General features: G+C 50.0%; 17 protein-coding genes and 1 pseudogene. 7 read left to right on the top strand and 11 right to left on the bottom strand.

The window, feature by feature from the left end:
- Positions 1-208: 208 nt before the first annotated feature.
- The 7 genes from C4542_05360 to C4542_05390 all read left to right on the top strand — a co-directional run bounded on the left by C4542_05360 (position 209) and on the right by C4542_05390 (position 8,812).
- Positions 209-478 carry a hypothetical protein gene (locus C4542_05360; protein RJO61837.1) on the top strand — a complete coding sequence of 90 codons (270 nt, stop codon included), beginning with the start codon at positions 209-211 and terminating at the stop codon, positions 476-478.
- Between the two features lie 152 nt (positions 479-630).
- A complete protein-coding gene (locus C4542_05365; protein RJO61851.1) occupies positions 631-1,998 on the top strand; it encodes a reductive dehalogenase in 1,368 nt (455 codons plus the stop codon).
- A 14-nt stretch (positions 1,999-2,012) separates the two neighbouring features.
- Positions 2,013-2,300 (top strand): dehalogenase, encoded by a 288-nt coding sequence (locus C4542_05370; protein RJO61852.1) that lies wholly within the window; start codon positions 2,013-2,015, stop codon positions 2,298-2,300.
- A gap of 99 nt (positions 2,301-2,399) precedes the next feature.
- Positions 2,400-2,903, top strand: a complete 504-nt coding sequence (locus tag C4542_05375; protein RJO61838.1) for a hypothetical protein — start codon at positions 2,400-2,402, stop codon at positions 2,901-2,903.
- Between the two features lie 44 nt (positions 2,904-2,947).
- Complete coding sequence (locus tag C4542_05380; protein ID RJO61839.1) at positions 2,948-5,989, top strand: hypothetical protein; 3,042 nt, start codon at positions 2,948-2,950, stop codon at positions 5,987-5,989.
- Between the two features lie 61 nt (positions 5,990-6,050).
- Entirely contained in the window at positions 6,051-8,000 is a 1,950-nt protein-coding gene (locus tag C4542_05385) for a radical SAM protein (protein ID RJO61840.1), read from the top strand.
- 152 nt (positions 8,001-8,152) lie between these two features.
- On the top strand, positions 8,153-8,812 hold the full coding sequence (locus tag C4542_05390; protein RJO61853.1) for a glycine cleavage system protein H: 660 nt from the start codon (positions 8,153-8,155) through the stop codon (positions 8,810-8,812).
- Between the two features lie 210 nt (positions 8,813-9,022).
- Here the strand turns inward: C4542_05390 and C4542_05395 are convergent, their stop codons facing one another.
- The 11 genes and pseudogenes from C4542_05395 to C4542_05445 all read right to left on the bottom strand — a co-directional run bounded on the left by C4542_05395 (position 9,023) and on the right by C4542_05445 (position 17,659).
- Positions 9,023-9,721 carry a hypothetical protein gene (locus C4542_05395; GenBank protein ID RJO61841.1) on the bottom strand — a complete coding sequence of 233 codons (699 nt, stop codon included), beginning with the start codon at positions 9,719-9,721 and terminating at the stop codon, positions 9,023-9,025.
- An 86-nt stretch (positions 9,722-9,807) separates the two neighbouring features.
- Entirely contained in the window at positions 9,808-11,100 is a 1,293-nt protein-coding gene (locus C4542_05400) for a hypothetical protein (GenBank protein ID RJO61842.1), read from the bottom strand.
- Between the two features lie 24 nt (positions 11,101-11,124).
- Positions 11,125-11,991 (bottom strand): sugar kinase, encoded by an 867-nt coding sequence (locus C4542_05405; GenBank protein ID RJO61843.1) that lies wholly within the window; start codon positions 11,989-11,991, stop codon positions 11,125-11,127.
- A pseudogene (locus tag C4542_05410) lies at positions 11,991-12,470 on the bottom strand (DUF3343 domain-containing protein). Before C4542_05410 ends, C4542_05405 begins: the two are co-directional and overlap by 1 nt.
- Before the next feature lie 88 nt (positions 12,471-12,558).
- Positions 12,559-13,731, bottom strand: coding sequence for a 4Fe-4S binding protein (locus tag C4542_05415; GenBank protein RJO61844.1), 1,173 nt, complete (start codon positions 13,729-13,731; stop codon positions 12,559-12,561).
- A 21-nt stretch (positions 13,732-13,752) separates the two neighbouring features.
- On the bottom strand, positions 13,753-14,823 hold the full coding sequence (locus C4542_05420; protein RJO61845.1) for a 2-hydroxyacyl-CoA dehydratase: 1,071 nt from the start codon (positions 14,821-14,823) through the stop codon (positions 13,753-13,755).
- Positions 14,824-14,895: 72 nt separating this feature from the next.
- Complete coding sequence (locus C4542_05425) at positions 14,896-15,333, bottom strand: transporter (protein ID RJO61846.1); 438 nt, start codon at positions 15,331-15,333, stop codon at positions 14,896-14,898.
- A complete protein-coding gene (locus C4542_05430; GenBank protein RJO61847.1) occupies positions 15,330-15,824 on the bottom strand; it encodes a cytochrome C in 495 nt (164 codons plus the stop codon). Before C4542_05430 ends, C4542_05425 begins: the two co-directional genes overlap by 4 nt.
- Positions 15,825-15,830: 6 nt before the next feature.
- Positions 15,831-16,394, bottom strand: coding sequence for a hypothetical protein (locus tag C4542_05435; GenBank protein RJO61848.1), 564 nt, complete (start codon positions 16,392-16,394; stop codon positions 15,831-15,833).
- Positions 16,395-16,498: 104 nt separating this feature from the next.
- The gene (locus C4542_05440; protein ID RJO61849.1) at positions 16,499-17,449 is read right to left on the bottom strand and encodes a molybdopterin dehydrogenase; all 951 of its coding nucleotides are present in this window, start codon (positions 17,447-17,449) and stop codon (positions 16,499-16,501) included.
- A 12-nt stretch (positions 17,450-17,461) separates the two neighbouring features.
- Positions 17,462-17,659, bottom strand: a complete 198-nt coding sequence (locus tag C4542_05445; protein RJO61850.1) for a hypothetical protein — start codon at positions 17,657-17,659, stop codon at positions 17,462-17,464.
- Position 17,660: the final 1 nt, after the last annotated feature.

Below are 17,660 nucleotides of genomic sequence, written 5' to 3' on the forward strand. Positions count from 1 at the left end.
CTCACCGGGCTATTGGAAAACTTCCGCCTTTGCGCTACTATTTGGATAACTTTGTCACTAACCCCCAAAAATCCAATATGTACTGGACTCTTACATCCAATTGACACCTTAATCTAAAAGGTGTATAAAATGGCAAGTAATAAAACTGGTCAACTACAGACGTCGCATTGTGGCTGAAATGTTTAGGTTGCCAGGATTAAAGTTATTGATGGTTGCCTGTCTGCTCTTTAGCAGCATATCGGGGGCCGGTTTTGTATATCATGACGACCATGTCGGGTTTCTTTCAGATCATGCTCCTCAGTTTATTACCATCCTTCGCGATTGTTATTTAGACATGCTTCCATCGGGGGATTATGCCAGTATCCTCCGTATTTTAAACTGGAGTATTTTGGGTGAAATCATTGATGGAATGACCCAGTATATATGCGGTTGGCATAGCTCAGCATATGCTGAAAACTGTTTCCAGGTAATTATATAAATAGCCCCAAGAAAACTACTGTTTTCTTGGGGCTATTGGTTTATTAGGAGGATTATCGAGCGAGCATAAAATAGAATCTGAGCAATAGTATATATCTATTTGCTATTGTGATCTAGTAATGGTCAGTCGATTATAGAATTCGGAGGTGTAACATGTCCAAGTATCATTCTATTCTCAGTCGCCGTGAGTTCCTGAAAGCCCTGGGGATGGGAAGTGCTGGTCTGGGGGCTCTAGCCGTCGCCCCGCCAGCTATACGTGATATGGATGAAGTGATAGCCTCACCCCAAGCTGACTGGAAGCGGCCTGCCTGGGTCAAAGAAGTGGACAAACCCACAGTGGAGATCGACTGGAAGATACTGGAGCGCTTCGATTACCGTGAAGTTATGTTTGTCAACGGCTTCACCAAAGCCGTGGGTAAGGAAACCGCTGGGATCTTAAGCCAGGTAGGCCTGGCAAATGCCAAAAAATGGATCCGGGATAAGCGTCCGGGTCATACCCTGAAGGACTATGCCGTAAAGATGGGTGCTCAGGGCTATGCCTTCGATCCTCACAGCTATTTGGGATATAAGAAGTCACCGACACCTGAGAGCCTGGGTGTACCCAGATGGGAAGGAACCCCCGAAGAAAACGCCCGCATGGTGAGGACAGTCATGCGCCTCTACGGGGCCGTTGATGTGGCCTATGTCGAACTGGATACGGATACTACCGAGAAATTAATCTATACCTACGACGTAGACGGTAAGCAAATGGAGATCAAAGATGTGGAACTCGGGGAAGAAAGTGAGAAAGTCAAAATTCTGCCCAAGAAAGCGCGCTGGGTGATCGTCTACACCATGATGATGTCCCATGAGCTAACGAGGAGGCTGCCGTCATTCAACGCGGAAGCCACGGTGTATATGCCCTATGCCCAGGGGCCCTGGCTGCAAGACCGCTTCCAGGACTTTATCCGCACCCTGGGATATAACTGCTATGGAGAACCCCGGCCCAATGCCCTGGGGACATCAGTTGGATTAGGGGTAATGGGAGGACTGGGGGAAATAAGCCGGATAGAGCATATAATAACTCCCGGCCGGGGCTTTTCACATCGTGTATTCAAGATGATTACCGACCTTCCGCTGGCGCCCACCAAGCCCATCGATACCGGTGTTATGGACTTCTGCCGCGTCTGCAAAAAATGTTCTGACATGTGCCCGGCGCATGCCATAGCACCGGACACTGAACCCACCTGGAAGATTCCAGGACCTTACAAGAACCCGGGGGTAAAGGGCTGGTTTAGAATTGAACCACTGTGCTATACCTACTGGCGCCAGACCGGCACCGGCTGCGGCTTCTGCCTGGCGCTGTGCCCGCTGAACCGGCCGCAGAATACATCCTATTTCAAGACCATGCGCAGCACCATCGCTAAAACTACGGCACTGAATCGTACCTTCCGCAAGATGGACGACCTGCTGGACTGGGGCCCCAGAAGGGATCCTGCCGGTTTCTGGGACCTGGAGATGCCCAGTTTTGGGTGGGATTAAAAGAGGAGGATGATGTGTGGTTTTTTGCAGGTATACTGCTTGCTGTTGTTTTGATGTTACTAGTGCTATGGCTGCGTAGCCGTAAGATTGCTGTTACCTGGTATGAATGGATCATCGCCGCTCTGGGGCTGGTGCTTTTGCTGGTAGCGCTGCAGAACTACTTTGCCTCGTCTGCTGGATATGAGCCTACAGCACCTGGTATGTTCCTGCTGGTATTCGGTCTGCCGGGCATTCTTTTATTCGCGATTGCCGCCGTTCTTGTATCGCGGAGGCAATTACGCAAGCATGATATAATCAAATGAGTGGGAATAGGCATTAATGCTTGAATAGTGAACACTGGGTTTTATAATTACGTCATGCCCTTATCTAGCCCCAAAATACACGAGACAAGGAGGTTATAGATGTTAGTGTCACACAAAAAAACAACCATATTTATATCGATGGTCCTGATAATGTTATTAACGTTGCTTACCGGTGGTTGCTCCAACCGTACTTTTGTATTGAACCCTCAACCCTTTTTGCCACCGGAATATTATAATTGTACACAAGTTGACCCCAAAGCCCTGGTAAATGTTTATTTTACCGGTTACGGTGATTTTACTAAGATGGAAGCTATGTATAATGACATTATATATGTCTTTAAAGATGTACTGGTTGATAAACGTATGTTTATCGGATTGAATGAAGGCTTTATCTGGGTGGATCAAATCAAGTGTTACCTGGTAGAACCCGATGATATGAAAAATTATAAGCCGGGGGACAAGATTGATGTGGTGGGATTGAATAAAGGGCCTACATCCTACTACATAGCAGGGCTTACTTTTAAAAACTGCATTGTACTGCCTGCCGGCAGGGTAGCTTTACCTGCCAGCCCTGGTACCGTTGCTTTCACACCGGGATACTAAACACAAATAGGAATGTGGCATTCTTATGGAAATCAAGCGTAGTTATGCAGGATAAAAAAAGCGCCGGGGAGCCTGTTAACTTATCACGGCGCAGGTTCTTGGCAAGTGTCGGTGTGGTTTTGGGTGGATCAGTCGCGGGTTCCGGACTGCTTTTTTCAGCATGCACTGCGAATGACAGCGCTAAAACGGTAACTCTGACCAATGAAAAGCCACGCTACATTTGCCCCTATGACGGCAAGGCCTTTGATACCTTTGAACAGTTGACTCAATATATTTCTGATAACTATCCGGGGCAGCAGCCGGTCACCCGGTTCATGAGCCCCTACGATAACAGAGAATTCTCTAGCCTTCAGGAACTCAAGGCATACCTGGACAGCATGTTTACCGGTCTGGGAAGTATAACCCTGAATGTTAACGGAACTATGTACACCCTCCAGGCTAAAGCCTACTGGTCATTATCCTTTGTACTCCGTGAAAAACTGGGCTTAACCGGCACTAAAATCGGCTGCAACCGAGGCTCATGCGGTGCCTGTACCGTAATTATCGATGGCAAAGCTATCGTCTCTTGCCTGGTACTGGCCGTGGAAGCTACCGGAAAGCATATTACCACCATTGAGGGTATTTCAGACAGTATAAACCTGCACCCGGTACAGCAGGCTTTTGTTAATAACAATGCCGCCCAGTGCGGCTATTGCACGCCCGGGTTTATTATGTCGGCCAAGGCACTTCTTGATAATAACCCGGCTCCCTCCATGGATGAAGTGAGAGAAGTGCTTTCGGGCCATCTGTGTATCTGTGGGCATACCAAGAAAATCGTCGATGCCGTGCTTCGCCATACACAAAAACGGCTTAAGGAAATGAATGAACTGTCAGTAATAGGAAACCCGGGAAACCTTGACAAGCAAATAGTGGATATTGTAACCGGCAAGCTAGATTATGCCGCTGATAATTTGCCGGGCAAGAAATTGTTTGTGCGTGTTGCCGGGGCTAAGTATGCCCATGCAAGGGTTAAAAGCATCGACACTTCTAAAGCCGTGGCTTTAGAGGGCGTAGAAGCCATATGCACTTACGAGGACTGTCCGGTATTTTCAGATACTATTCTTTACTATGGACAGGAAGTGGCAGCTATTGCTGCTGTTGATGAAGACACTGCCGTCCGCGCAATTGAACTGATTGAAGTCGAATATGAAGTTTTAACAGCTGTTTTAGACCCGGATGAGGCTATGAAACCAGGGGCGCCGCTGGTAGGCACCTTCCCTGATCGGAACTGTTATCCCAGGGAAGAAAGCCGGGGAAATATTGAGAAAGGTTTTGCCGAGGCAGATATAATTATCAATCGGACCCTGGGCTGGACCAATTATTTTCAGCATGGCACACTGGAAACCTGCACTGCCGTAGCCAGTTGGACCGGGGATCACCTCTACATCTGGACCGGTTCTCAGAATCCATTCAACCAGCGGTCACTAATTGCTTCTGCATTCAAGATGCCCCTTGCCAAGGTTCACCTTGTTTCTCACGGTACCGGCGGGGGCCATGGCGATAAGCATGATAGGGACTGGTCTATTGTGGCTGCGGTGCTGGCAAAAAAAGCCGGTTGCCCGGTACAGTTTGCCCTTAGCCGGGCTGAAAACTTCATCAACCGCACCCACCAATTTCCGGTAAAGGCCACCATTAAAATGGGCGCAAAAAGCGATGGCACTCTCACTGCCATTGACTCAACCTTCTATGGTGATGCATGCTCAAACGGATGGCCGCTGGTTGTTGAAGCCAACGACGTCTTGAAATTTACCTATAAGTGCCCTAACGGCAGTTTCAAAAACTGGACGGTGGCAACAAACAAGCCTAGAATCGGCTACTGGCGCTGTATATCCCATCCGCAGGCTACTTATTTAGCAGAAATTGTAATTGACATGCTGGCTGAAAAAGTGGGCTTAAACCCCCTTGAATTCAGGCTAAAAAATATCGTTACTCCAGATACTCCCGACCAGGATACTGGCTTGCCGCTTGCCAGTAATGGCATCAGGGATATTTTAGTACAAATCTCAGAAGCCGTTGATTGGAACCGGAATTGGCATAAGCCTGGAGCACGCATCCTTCCTGATGGAAAGCTTCACGGCATTGGAATATGCGCTCACATAGACCCTCATGGTACAATGGCACGCCCGGTGGGGGCTACTGTAAATATAAACAGGGATGGTACTGCACTTATCCTCGACGGGATAAGTCGTGCCAGCGGAGGCACTAATTCGGCACACTGCCATATAGTTGCCGAAACTCTGGGGGTTAGATATGAGGATGTCATGGTAGGTGAGTGGGGCAATACCGATGTTTGCGCCGATGGTGGTTTTCAGGGAGGTAGCACCAGGACCATTACCGGCGGTGCCGCCTTCCACATGGCGGCACTGGATGCCAGAAACCAGCTGTTTGAAGTGGCATCAACCATGCTAAATGTCCCGACTGATGAAATCGAAGCCAAAGATGGCAGAATATATGAAAAAGCTAACCCTGCTAACTTTAGGAGCCATGCTCAAGTTGCAACCCGGGCACCGCCCCCCATTGTAGGCCGTGGTTATACGTGGGAAAAGGTTCTGCAAAGGCCCATTCACGGTTTCCCGAAAGGCAGCCCATGCGAAGTGAGAGGTGTTTCTGGTGCTGCTGCTGAAGTGGCTGTTGACCCGGAAACCGGAGAGGTAGAAATACTTAAACTTATTAATGCAGTTGATACCGGCAAAGCTATTTTCTGGAAAGGTTGCGAAGGCCAGATAGAAGGCGGTATTGAGCTTATGATTGGCCAGGCTTTATTCTACGAGCAAATACTTGACCAAGGGACCGGGGCCACATTAAATGCCGGTTATATTGACCATAAGTGGCCGACTACTCTTGACCTTAACTCCGACAGGCACGAAGCAATTATTATCGAAAGCGATGACGCCTGCGGCCCCTATGGATGCAAGGGGATTGGGGAACCCAGCGTTTCAAACTATGGAGCTATCGCCAATGCCGTATATAACGCTACCGGCAGATGGATAGGAAACCCTCCGATAACTCCAGCAAAGATACTTCAGGCTCTCAGCGATAGCACTTGATCTGGAAGACCATGTTATACAAGCGTCGGTATTAGTCCCATCTGGCAGACATTGATACAAAATGCACAATACACAACTTTCGAAACAACAGGAAGTTCACCCAGAAATCGCACTGGTTTTCCCCCCGCTGGTGGAAACCAATTTTGGAAGCTATTACCCTTCAACCGCCGTGCTGGCCGGATATCTTTCGGCAGCGGGTATTGGCTCAGTCCAGGCTGATTTTAATGAAGATTTCGCTGTTCACCTCCTGAACCCTGAAAACCTGGAACGCATGGGAAAAGGGGATTTTGGGGAGGGCATCAGCTTACCTCCGGAATCCATGCCGGCAGTTTCTGCGCGTATGCTTGCGCGTTATAACCACCTGTTATTTGACGACCAGGGCAGGCACCGATTCCGCGAAGATTCTTCTGAAGCGGCTTATCTGCTAAATATACTTGTAAAGCCTTACAGGCTGGACATGGCACTAGGCGATATGACCCAAACCGGTTTAAGCCAAACACCTGGAGCGCGGATATTCAGGGAATTTTATAAGCAAATTAAATTCATACATGCCTTGCCGGCAAGTGTCCATACTGTAGGCATAGTTGTTCCTGTTGGTCCTCAACTGGGGCCGGCTCTCATCCTGGGGAGTTATTTAAAAGAGATTATCCCTCAACTGGCCGTTATCTTGGGAGGCCCAACCATGAGCCTGATGGCTCCAGGCGGTATTGAAAGAATAATTTCCAGTAACCCGGCAATTGACGCCATAGTCAGTTCAGACGGTGAATATCCCTTAAAATCGCTGGTTGAACAGAAGAGAGCCGGAATCTGGGAGCCGGAAAAAGTCCCGGGAGTTTCCTGCCGGGCGGGAGCAACAGTTGTTCACCAACCCCCGACATCCGGGCCTGATCTTGATTCCCTTCCCTTTGCTAAATACGATTCCAGCTTGCTGGCTCGCCTGTCAAAACCGGAAATTGGTATTGTGCAGGCGCGGGGCTGCTACTGGGGCAAATGCGCGTATTGCGATTATATTGAGATTTACAGAGGTAACCCTGCCTTTAGAACGCGTAAACCTGATAATTTTATCGATGAAATGGAATATCAGCTTAATAAGCACAGCGTAAACCGGTTCTCGGTAATAACAGAAGCCATTCCTCCGGCTTTTGCGGAGAAGATCAGCAGGATAATCCTGCAAAGGAAGTTAGGTGTAATCTGGCAAAGTTTTGCCGTTGCTGACAAGCATTTCACTTCGGAAACGCTCAATCTAGTGGCAAAGGCAGGCTGTGAATTCCTGGCAGTCGGCTTGGAAACCATGACGAGCCGAGTTTTATCTTTAATGCATAAAGCAGCTACCGGCGAGGAAAATATTAATTTCTTGCGTGCGGCTAAAAAAGCCGGGCTCAAAATAAAAATAAACCTGATACCCGATTTGCCGACCACTACCTACCGGGAAGCAATGGACTCGCTGGCGATAGTCCGGGAACTCCATGATTGTTTTAGCTATATTTCTTATTTTCCGTTCGAGGTAACACTCTCTTCACTCGTTGGTCGCCAGCCTGAATTTTTTGGGCTTCAGAGGGTGCGCTCCTCCACAGAAACCGGTCAGGCTCAATTTCGCATTAACCACCTCGAGGTAATTGACCCGGCAATGACAGGGGATGAAAAGGGAAAAGTGCTAGCCGCATACAAGGATTTTGCAGCCTGTTTCAACAACACGGCAGTTGAAAAGGAACCTGAAAATACTACAAACAGCAATATATCGCTAGAAAGTGCCCTGTTTGTACTTGCAGATGAAAACCTTGACCTCATTGAGACAGAAAAAGGCATCCAGTGTTATAACTGGACTACAAGGACACGTTTCCAGATACCAGCTGAATGGTTACCAGTAATTGAAAAAATGCGCGCTTGCCAACCCTTCAGGTGGGAGGATTTTTCCAGATGGTTCTCCTCTACTGCTTCAGCCGAATTTTATTTTGACAAGCTGCTTGAGAAGGGAATCCTAACAATATACGAGCCATTGAAAAAATCATAAAAGACGAGATTGTAGAACAGTATAAGAGCATCGGATAGTTACCGCTATGCCCGAATAAAACCGGCCTCCTTGGGGCTTATTGACATCATTATCTTGTTGATATACTCTATAAGGCGCATATAAGCATATTATACACACGGAGCGAGGAGAATATGCCTGAAAAAGAAACCCGAACAAAGGCTGATGGTATTGGGGTTCCCAAGTTTTCCAGGCGGCAGTTTCTGCAACGTTTGGGAATAACCACTGGTGGTGCTTTTGTGGCAACTCTTTCTCTTGTCTCAGCCTGCAAGCGCGCTGAACCAACTACCGGAACCACCTCGAATACAGGTACTAACACCGCGCCTACTTTTTCATATACGGTACCCGCTGCCCCACCTCCGCTTGTTCCGGTACCCGGGCTCAGTAATTGTACGGTTGCCACAGATCGTCTTTATACCAACTATCATGTATGGGTCAAGCTGGTATCCACCGGTGTTGTGGTGCTGGGGATTACCAGCCCGATGGTCAAGATTCTTGGTGAGCCTCACGCAATGACTCTGCCTGATGTTGGCCTCAAACTTGCTAAGGACGACTCTTTCTCATCCATCGAAGGATACAAAATGGCCACTGATATCTTTACCCCCGTGAGCGGTGCAATCGTCCAGATCAACGATAGCTTGAGGGATTGGCTTCGCGGCGGCAATATACAGCCGATAGAGTATCACCCTTATACCCACGGGTGGATAATAGCTATTCAGCTGAGTAAACCCGACGAACTTAAAGATCTCCTGGACTCCAAAGGGTATCTGGCTCTTCTGAGTAAGAGCACTTAACCGTTCCCCCACTTAGGGACGTCGGGGCATACGGTGATCTGCATATATTCTGAGACTCGCAAATCTGCCCTGCCCACAGTGTTTACCCAATCTGCTTAATAGCCTGAAAATAACGCGTTCGGGTCAGGTCCGAATGGCGGATTACCGTGGATGAGATACTCAAGGACGGCTTGCCAAGAGTGCACTATAGCACAGGGATACCAGTGTTTGTTATCTGCCGGAATGGGAGCGGATAATAGCCCTTACTTCAGGGTCGTTTAAAGCTTCTTGTTTTATACCTTCGAGGCCGGCAAACTGGTTCAGATAGGAGTAGCTTTCTTCCAGAATGTGGTAAACGGCTACTGGCGCATACAGAGTAACCGGGTGATTAAGACTTTTATAGTAAAAGGAAGTATCGTTTACCGCGTCGTCGATTTGTGTTAGCGTAAATTCCGGCTTTAAAGCCGGAGCTTCATCTTCTACCGGCTGGCACAGCTCAGGAGGAGAAGTAGCGAAGAAGCCGGCGCAATTAGCCGGGCGGGTTTCATAAATAGTACACAGATTATTCTCCAGAAACGGGCAACAGATTTTTTGGCGGTTGTGGCGCTTGATGGATTCATCAAACGCCTCTTCTTTGGGTTTACTGGAGCCATACTTCAGCATATCGGTAAAGCGCTGTTGGCATTCCTTAAACTGGTCCCCCTTTTCCCTGACGGATTCACGCCAGCTGGGATACAGGGCAACAAAGCTTTCAAGCAGTGCCTCGTTGTGCTGCAGGTAGTAGGCGATGGCTTCGCATTCCTGCAGGGTTGCCCCTATATAAAGGTAGCGGCAGCAGGCATCACAACCCATGCCGCATGAGATGCTTTTACCATGGACGCGCACGTATTCAAGCTGGTCTTCGCCTATCTTTTTATAGCAGGCCTTCATGTATCGTAATTGCTCAATGCAATACAACTCCCGCAGGCGGCCCACCTGCCCCCTATAGGAAATTTTACGGTTTATTTTTATGGAATCTACTGCTTTGCCTCTCTATCCTCTTCTTCCACAGGAGGCTTGAGGACTTCTATGATGGGGGCTAACGACTCCCTGTCATAACCGGCAGCCGAAATTATAAAAATACTCCGAGTACTCTTTCCTGCTTCCACCTGAAGTGCTGCTTCCGTCCCGTTTAATGTTTTCTCTTGAGGTTCTACACCGGCGGTGGATTTTTCACCCGGAGCTACCTCGGGCGCTATCTTCAATCCAGTCTCTGCTCGGGCCTCTGCCGCTTTCTGCGAAGCTACTTTCGTCTCAAGTGCCTTGAAGGCCTCATCCGGTACCGGGTATCTGGATACGATAAAAGTTCCCAATGTGGGCTTAAAAAACTCATGTCTGGTCTTAATCTTATCCAGGTATCCTCGCTGGTACCAGTCCTCCTGCACCATACATTCGACCATTATCTCCGGCCTGAGGAAGCGGCTGAAATCGGCTACCAGACTTATTTCAACTGGTTCGCTATCCGTATAGATAACAAACCCCGGCCAGTTAAGCAGCGGCTTTGAGTCCAAGCCCCGGTCCCGGAGCTTGATCCACTCCCTTTTGTCGCTGGCATTCTTGGCATACCAGGCGGCATCGGTCAGGTCTGCCCCAAAGGACACGTATCTCTTCAGTTTTTGAGAGCGAAGTATGATATCGGATATGATAAAGGCAGGGTCATAGCCCTCATGCCCCAGTTCTATCTTTTCGAGTTCCTCAGGCTCGGGCACGTTCTGCTCAGTCCAACCCCTCTTTTGATCCGGCTGGAGCTCATGGCATTCCCTTACTATCTCATCCCACGATGACGCGAGGATCCTCTCGAGTGAGAGCATATTTGCCAGGGAGAGTATTACCCAATCCTCATACCCCCGTTTATAAAGCGGCTGCCAGTAAGCCTTAACTGTCTCTGCTGCCTTGCATTCAAATTCTTCAGAGACCCCGCCCGTTTTAAGAAAATCAAAAAGCGGGTCGAAAAGCGCCCTTGAAATCCCGTTAACCGGGTCATTAAGCAGACCGTCGAGCCGCGGAGGCGCTTTGATTTCAGCTACTTTCAGGATTTCTTTCAGTGCCCCGACCTCGGCCAGATAGCCTTTACTCAGTCTGCAAGCTTCCTCGTATATAGCGGGAGTTTGCTCCTCGATGAATGCCCGCCTTGCGTCATCAAATAACCGGTAAAACTCTTCCCGGGCTTCTCCAGGAATAATAGTAACACTCCTGCTAATTTTAATCTCGGGGTTTCCGGCAATATAGCCTACAAGCTCAGCGTACGCTTTCTTCCATTTCCCTGTCATTCTCTCTCCTAGCTTATGAATCATTTATTTAATCACCCTGCCTAAAGCTTCAGCTATAGCCGGAATAAGCTGGGCAATCTTGGTTGCCGGGGTAGGCCGCATAATCTCACCCATGTAGCGGTTGACCTGGGCTGCTTTCAAGCAGGCTTCAACCGGGTCCATACCGCTTGAGATAAGCCCGGAAACGATACCGGTAATGGTATCCCCGGTGCCGCCGATGGGCTCAAGAGCGGGAATCAGCGGTTGCTTTACCACCCCGGCTAACTCGCCCTCGAACACGATGTGGTCTGTAGCGGCTTTTACCAGCAGATAGCGAGGCGCATTACCTTCGTCATAAGCCTGTTTGCTCAGTCTGGCAATTTCGACATCATCCACTTTAAAGATAAAGTGCTGCACATAAGCCGGATGGGCGGCATCGGTATCGGCTAAAAAACTGAGTTCACCGGGGTCCGGGGTGAATAAGTCAAACTTTCTGGCCAGGCCTATGGCTTTAGCGTTAAGGAGCGCTCCGGCATCGGCTATTAAAAATGGCCTGGGGCTTGCAGCTTCCACTGCCTCAACCAGCTTGATAAAGGGCTCCTTGGTGGGTAAAAGGTAGTGCAGGGTAAGGACGCTGGCCTTTAAGGCGTTAATCTCACGCGTAAGGTACTCAAGTATCTTCAATGTGCCGTCCCCCAAACCAGTATCGCCATGGGTGACAAGGTAGGGTGGTTTAATGCCTAAGGTCTGACAGGTGATGGTGGTGGCAGATGTCATGGCGGCTGTACCCAGGGATACATACCTGCCATCGAGGACATAATTGCCGACTGTAAGTTTCCCCTTTTCATATCGGCATTCCCCCTTTACCAAAGGCATACCTTCAATGGGTATCGTTCCGGCTAACACAAGCATTATTTTATTTCCCTTTCCTGTCTAAACAGTTCAAGCGCCTTCTGGTAGGCGTGCTCCAGGGTATAGGCGCATATGGTCTTGCCCAATTCCTTGGGGGATGGGCCTTCACCGATTACGGTATCCGTTAAGCTCAGACCGAGCAGTGGGATATCCGGTCAGCCACCGCCGGAAATATTGACTATGGTACCCGTCCCTTTCCTGTAGGTGATCTTCATATTACCGCAGCGCACCATAGTGTAGCCGGCAAAATCGGTCACCTTGATAAGATTGGCAAGATACACCGGCACGAGTTGGGTGCCCTTGGGCAGAAACAGGATATCCATAAACAGGATGTCATTTTTCTCAAGGATTCGCTCCACAAGGTCGACATCCTCAGCATTGATTTCAAGGGCGAGGTCACATCCCGTCCTGTACTCAGGCGGTGGCGCCACTTCCTTGGGGCTATACTCCGCCTGCTCGAGGAAGTGCTTGGCTCTCATGGCGTAATAGATGTAATCAAAGACAATTAAAGCCTTCTCCTTCCCTGTCTCTTTCGCCAATTTGCCTACCTCCTTAAGTATTTCAGATCTACCACGGCCAGTTAAAAGAACCAGGCCTTGACGCCATAGATGCCAGTAACACTACATACCAGGTGTAAAGCACGAGCGTGGTAGAAATAATAGTTGCCAAAAACGGCGCCCTCACCTTTCTTTTACCTTCCATCCAGCAGATATCGACTGCCTTTTCACTGCAAGCTTCGATGCACCGCCCGCATTTAACGCAGTGGCCACCCCGCAACCCACCATTTTCTACATCGCCGGGGCTCAAAGCATACATCCGGCAGGCTTCCACGCAATCAAGGCACTTCACGCACTTCTCGGGGTTAATCTTGATCTTAAAGGGGCTGATTCTGTCGATACGCGCAAGTACGGCCGCTACCGGGCAGATGAAGCACCACCACCTTCTGCCGGTTACCAGCGGAAGGGCTACGGCAAATACCGCAAGGATACCCATTACGATCCAGAACCCGGTGACTGATTTAAGCCAGAGCACCGGGAAAAAGATGTTAATCAGGGCAAATCCGAGCATAAAGGACATAAGCACTATTGCCAGGGCAAAAACATACTTGATAGCCTGAACCCATGGTTTTAGGCCTGCATAATAAAAGCCGTCCGGAGACTCCACCCTAATCCTCAGGAAGTTAAGGCGCATCCACTGCCTGCCGGCAGCAGCGCCAAACTCAGATAGCCCACCTAAAGGGCAAATCCATCCGCAGAAGGCCCGACCGAACACGAGGAAGATAATGGCGTATGGTATCATGAAGAGGAAGAAGGCCAGTAGTGTTCTGGGGACTGAAGTCTGCCAGGTATCAAATTGCGTTAAAAACTCGGCCCCTCTCCAGAATATAGCCGGCAGCACTACCGGTCCCGGGTATACTATGGTGCCAGTGCCACCGCCTGAAGGAAAATAGTACCCTGGGTCCCACCGGGCTACCCACTGCATGAATTGGACATTACCCAATAGCAGGTAGGTGCCGGCCAGGGTGAGTATTATAATAACAGGTATGGCGATAAATAGCAGCTGTCTGAAGCGCTCAATCCGGCCGCTACTCAGCATGCCAAAGGTTAGCAGGCCTGTTACCAGCCCCACAGCCAATCCCAGCCACGGGTAGGGGCTAAGATACCACCAGGCGCTGAAAAGGGCTACAGTTACAGACCAGGCTGCCGCTTTTCTCCCGGGTGTTAGTTCAAGTTTTAGCATGAATCACTCACTAACCCCTATTTAAACACGCCCGCCGATAATATCAATAAACTCTTTTATCTTTGCCTGCGTGTTTTCGGCCTCAAGGTCGCTGCCATTGACAAGAAATGCCGGCACTGAAAGCTCTCGGTAGAAGGCGTTATCCACAAGCTTATAGTCTTCCCTTAAAGCATCAAGATTCCCGGGGTTATAATATAACAAGCCATGTACCCGGTAATTCTTGGCAATCCTGATCATGTGGTCGAGCCTTCCGCGGGTATCTCCCCTGCACTCGCACGGGGCATTATACAGGTAGCGTTCGCTAAGACTCTCAAGCGGCCTCTCGGCGATGCCGAAAACAGGCACCTTTTTCCTGAGCAGCATGCCTGCCGGGCAGGCATAGTCGGCTACAATAATGCCCCCGGCTTTATTTATAATCTCATTTAGCCTTTCAATGCCACTCATGCAGCTGCCGGTGATCATGAGGCGTATCCTCGAATCAACCGCCACCCCGGAGGCTTTCCTCGCCCCCAAAGCCTTTTCTATCTTGGCAAGCTCTTCCAAAAAAGCGCGCCTGCCCATCACCCCCCCTGCCTGGGTTATTTCAAAGACCTGCCGCCACTCAAGCGGCGAACGGTCATCTGCAGGGTACTCGTATAGCCGCCTTAACTTCTCTCTAATCTGGTTACATAATATTATTGCCCGGATATCATCAAGGTATGTTATAAACCTGCCGGAAAGACCCTCCAGACTTTTCCTTAACCCCCTTAACTCCTTCTCAAGCACTCCCCGGGCATTATGGTCATTGCGGTAGCGGTCCGCTGGCGGCAGGTTAAGCTTAAATACGGGTACATTAAACCTTTCTTCAGGCTCCTCCATACCCTCACATTTACCTGTCAGGCATACGCCATCAAGGGCAGGGTATTCCCCACCCCCGACCTCAAGCCGCACCGGCAGCATGCCGGCAGAAAGAACCAGTTCTTCAGGGAAATACGGGCAGAAGTAGCCCACCACCTTAAGGTCCTTTCCCCGGGCAACTGCCAGCCTTTCCTTCTCCTGCCTGAGCCTGGATCTCATTGAGTCCAATAGCCCGTTTTCATTATTATCAGGCATTTATTGAATAATCACCCATCCCCGCTCGTGTGAGTGGCTCGGCATTCAAAATAAAAATGGTCCACTAAAAACCTAACCCATGCTTCTGAGTAACAGGTCAAGCCATTTGATGGTTACCACATTAAAATAAACTATCCCCAGATAAAAACCCAGTAGATAAAGCAGTGCTGACACTTTGCCCTCAGCAGCCATAACGTGCTGGCGGAAAGGGCAGCCTTCAGCAAACACCGAAAAAAAACCCAAACCCATGCTACCGACTACGCCGGCAATAAGCAAACTCGGTGATCCCAAACCCATCCCCAGTGGGAAGTTGGGGATGGCCCCCCCCAAAAACTGAAAGGCAAAATAACCCGCGGCGCTGCCCGCAATCAGGCCGAGTAACCCCTTGAAGCGGAAGGAATCTTTCAGCATGAAAAAGTCACGGATGCCGCTGATAGTGCAAAACTTGGACCGTTGTCCCATATAGCCAATGAGAATGCCGAGGGCTAGAGTCGCCAGACTAGCTATCATCGAGGTATCCCCTTTTTAGCCTTAAAGCGGATGTAGGTAACTGCCAGCATCACTCCAGCAGCCATCGACAGCAGGGCAAGCACGGCCATGCCGTTGCCATAACCCACCAGCAGCGCCGTTCTTATGGGGCACGAACCCCATAGCAGGCCGAGGTTGACAACTAAAAAGCCGAAAATGATGGCTAAAAACCCCTTCCTCACCGGCCCCGTCTGGATTCTAAACTCCTTGTTCCTGCTGGCAGCCGCAATGGAGCCGAGTAATACACCAATAACGGTGAGCGCCGGGTAAATAACAAACACATCGCGCACCGGCCAGTTTGTACCGGCGAATTTGTTGGTCAGCCAGGCAAACAGGTCATTGGGGTGGCCGATAAAGCTGATGCCATAAGCCTCAGGCGGCTGTACTTTAAAATAAGCCTGGACAAGCGCCGCCCCGAGCCCCATGATAATGCCGATTACAAATATGCGGTTTGAACCCAGCCTTAACTTCATGCTTTACTACCTCAATTTCAACCATTCCGGGAAGACGACCCTGGCATCCTCTCCGTGGAAGGGGCAGGGGTAGCTTGAGGCAAGATTGGCTTTAATCAGGTGGTCAAGCCCCCCGTAAAACTCCAGGGTTACCCCTTGAAAGTCAACCCGCTTTTTAAACACCTGGGTGGTGTTGGCGGGTACCTGAATAAACCACGGGTATGACAGGAGCGTCTGCCCGGTAACTTCTTTTTCCACTTCCTCGTCATCTATCTCGACCTGTATAAAGTATGATTCCTCCGGGTCGTGGAAGGTTACCAGTATCACCCCCCAGGCCGCGTTTTCTCTATAGTTTTCCACCGTTAATTCAACGTCGTAGGTAAACTTCTCAAAATCCCAGCCGCATTCTATGCCGAGTTCATAGTGGTTGACGAGGTCAGCCTTGATAGACTTTACCTCCATACCGGAAACGCCGGCTATGCTGCCGGTGCCGCCGCATACCGGGCACTCCAGCTTGACAAAGGTAGCCCCGGTAACAAGAATGAGGCCGGCCATAAAGTAGGTGTAGGCATTAAATATCTTGTTTTTCATGCTTTAGCCCCGCTCCTTGCCGAGTAAAGGCGAAGGGGCATCCCCCTTCGCCTTTACCCTGTTACTCTAACCTGACTATGTAAGATTACGTAAACGCTGTCTTGTTAAGCCAGGCTGAGCAATGCCCTTTTTACCATGGTTTTGGTTAACTGGAGCTTGTATTTGTTGTTGGTCAGGGGGGTTGCACCCTGGACCGCAGCAGCGCCGGCAGCGGTGGCTCTGGCATCATTTAGAGCGCCACCCTTGATGGCATTTTCAGCAGCGGTTGAGCGGTAGGGTACCGGTGAAACACCAGCCATGACGATTTTGGCATCGGTCACATTGCCGCCGGAGATGGTGAGAAACGCCGCCACACCCACTTCGGGGAAGTCGATGGCTTTTCTCCATGCCCACTTTTTGTAGACCTGCTTGGTGCCGGCAGCCGGTGCGGGTACCTGTATCTCGGTGATGATTTCATTATTAGCCAGGGTGTTTGCCAGGCCGCCATACATGTCAGCAATGGCCAGGGATCTCTTGTTGGTGACTATGGTAGCCCCCATGGCTACCAGCACCGGGGCACAATCTGAAGGGAAGCCGGCAAAGCAGCCTGCAGACCCGAACAGGGCGCTGTGCCTTAAGTTATTGCCGGGTACCATGTAGCATAAAGGGCCGCCTTTTCTCAGGCAGTCGAACTCGGCGTGCTCGGCACGGTAGTACCAGCACCTCACCGCCTGAGCCAGGTTGCCGGCAATGGTACCCATATTGCGTAGCTGGGGTGTACCCACCAGGTGGGCCGCCTCAGATAGTGCCGGTAACTTACTCTGGACAACAGTCGACTCATATATGGCGGTAAGTTTGGTAAGGGCGCCGATTTTGATTATGCCGCCCTCTTCCTTGATGTAGTCTAAGCCGGGGATGGTTTTGATGTTTACCAGCTTAGTCGGTGGGTTCTTGAGAATCATGCCTTTCAGCACACCCAGAATATCGGTGCCACCAGCGATGACGGCAGTGCCTGCTCCCATGGCAGCCGATGCTTCCGCTACGGTTTTGGCATTAACGTGAGTGATCTTATTCATCTTCTAGTCTCCTTAAGCCTTTCCAAGGTGTTTGAGGATGCGGGCAGGCGTCATCGGCCTCTGCATTGCCTGGTAACTCCCGCCGATGGCGTTATAGATGGCGTTCATCAGCGCAGCAGCGCCGGAGCCATTAGCTGCCGGCTCACCCAGGCCGCTCATGCCAAATGGGCTGGCAGCTTGAATGCTTTCGGTCAACCATCCGCCATTCACC

It is taken from the genome of Dehalococcoidia bacterium, from assembly GCA_003597995.1.
Lineage (GTDB): Bacteria > Chloroflexota > Dehalococcoidia > Dehalococcoidales > UBA1222 > SURF-27.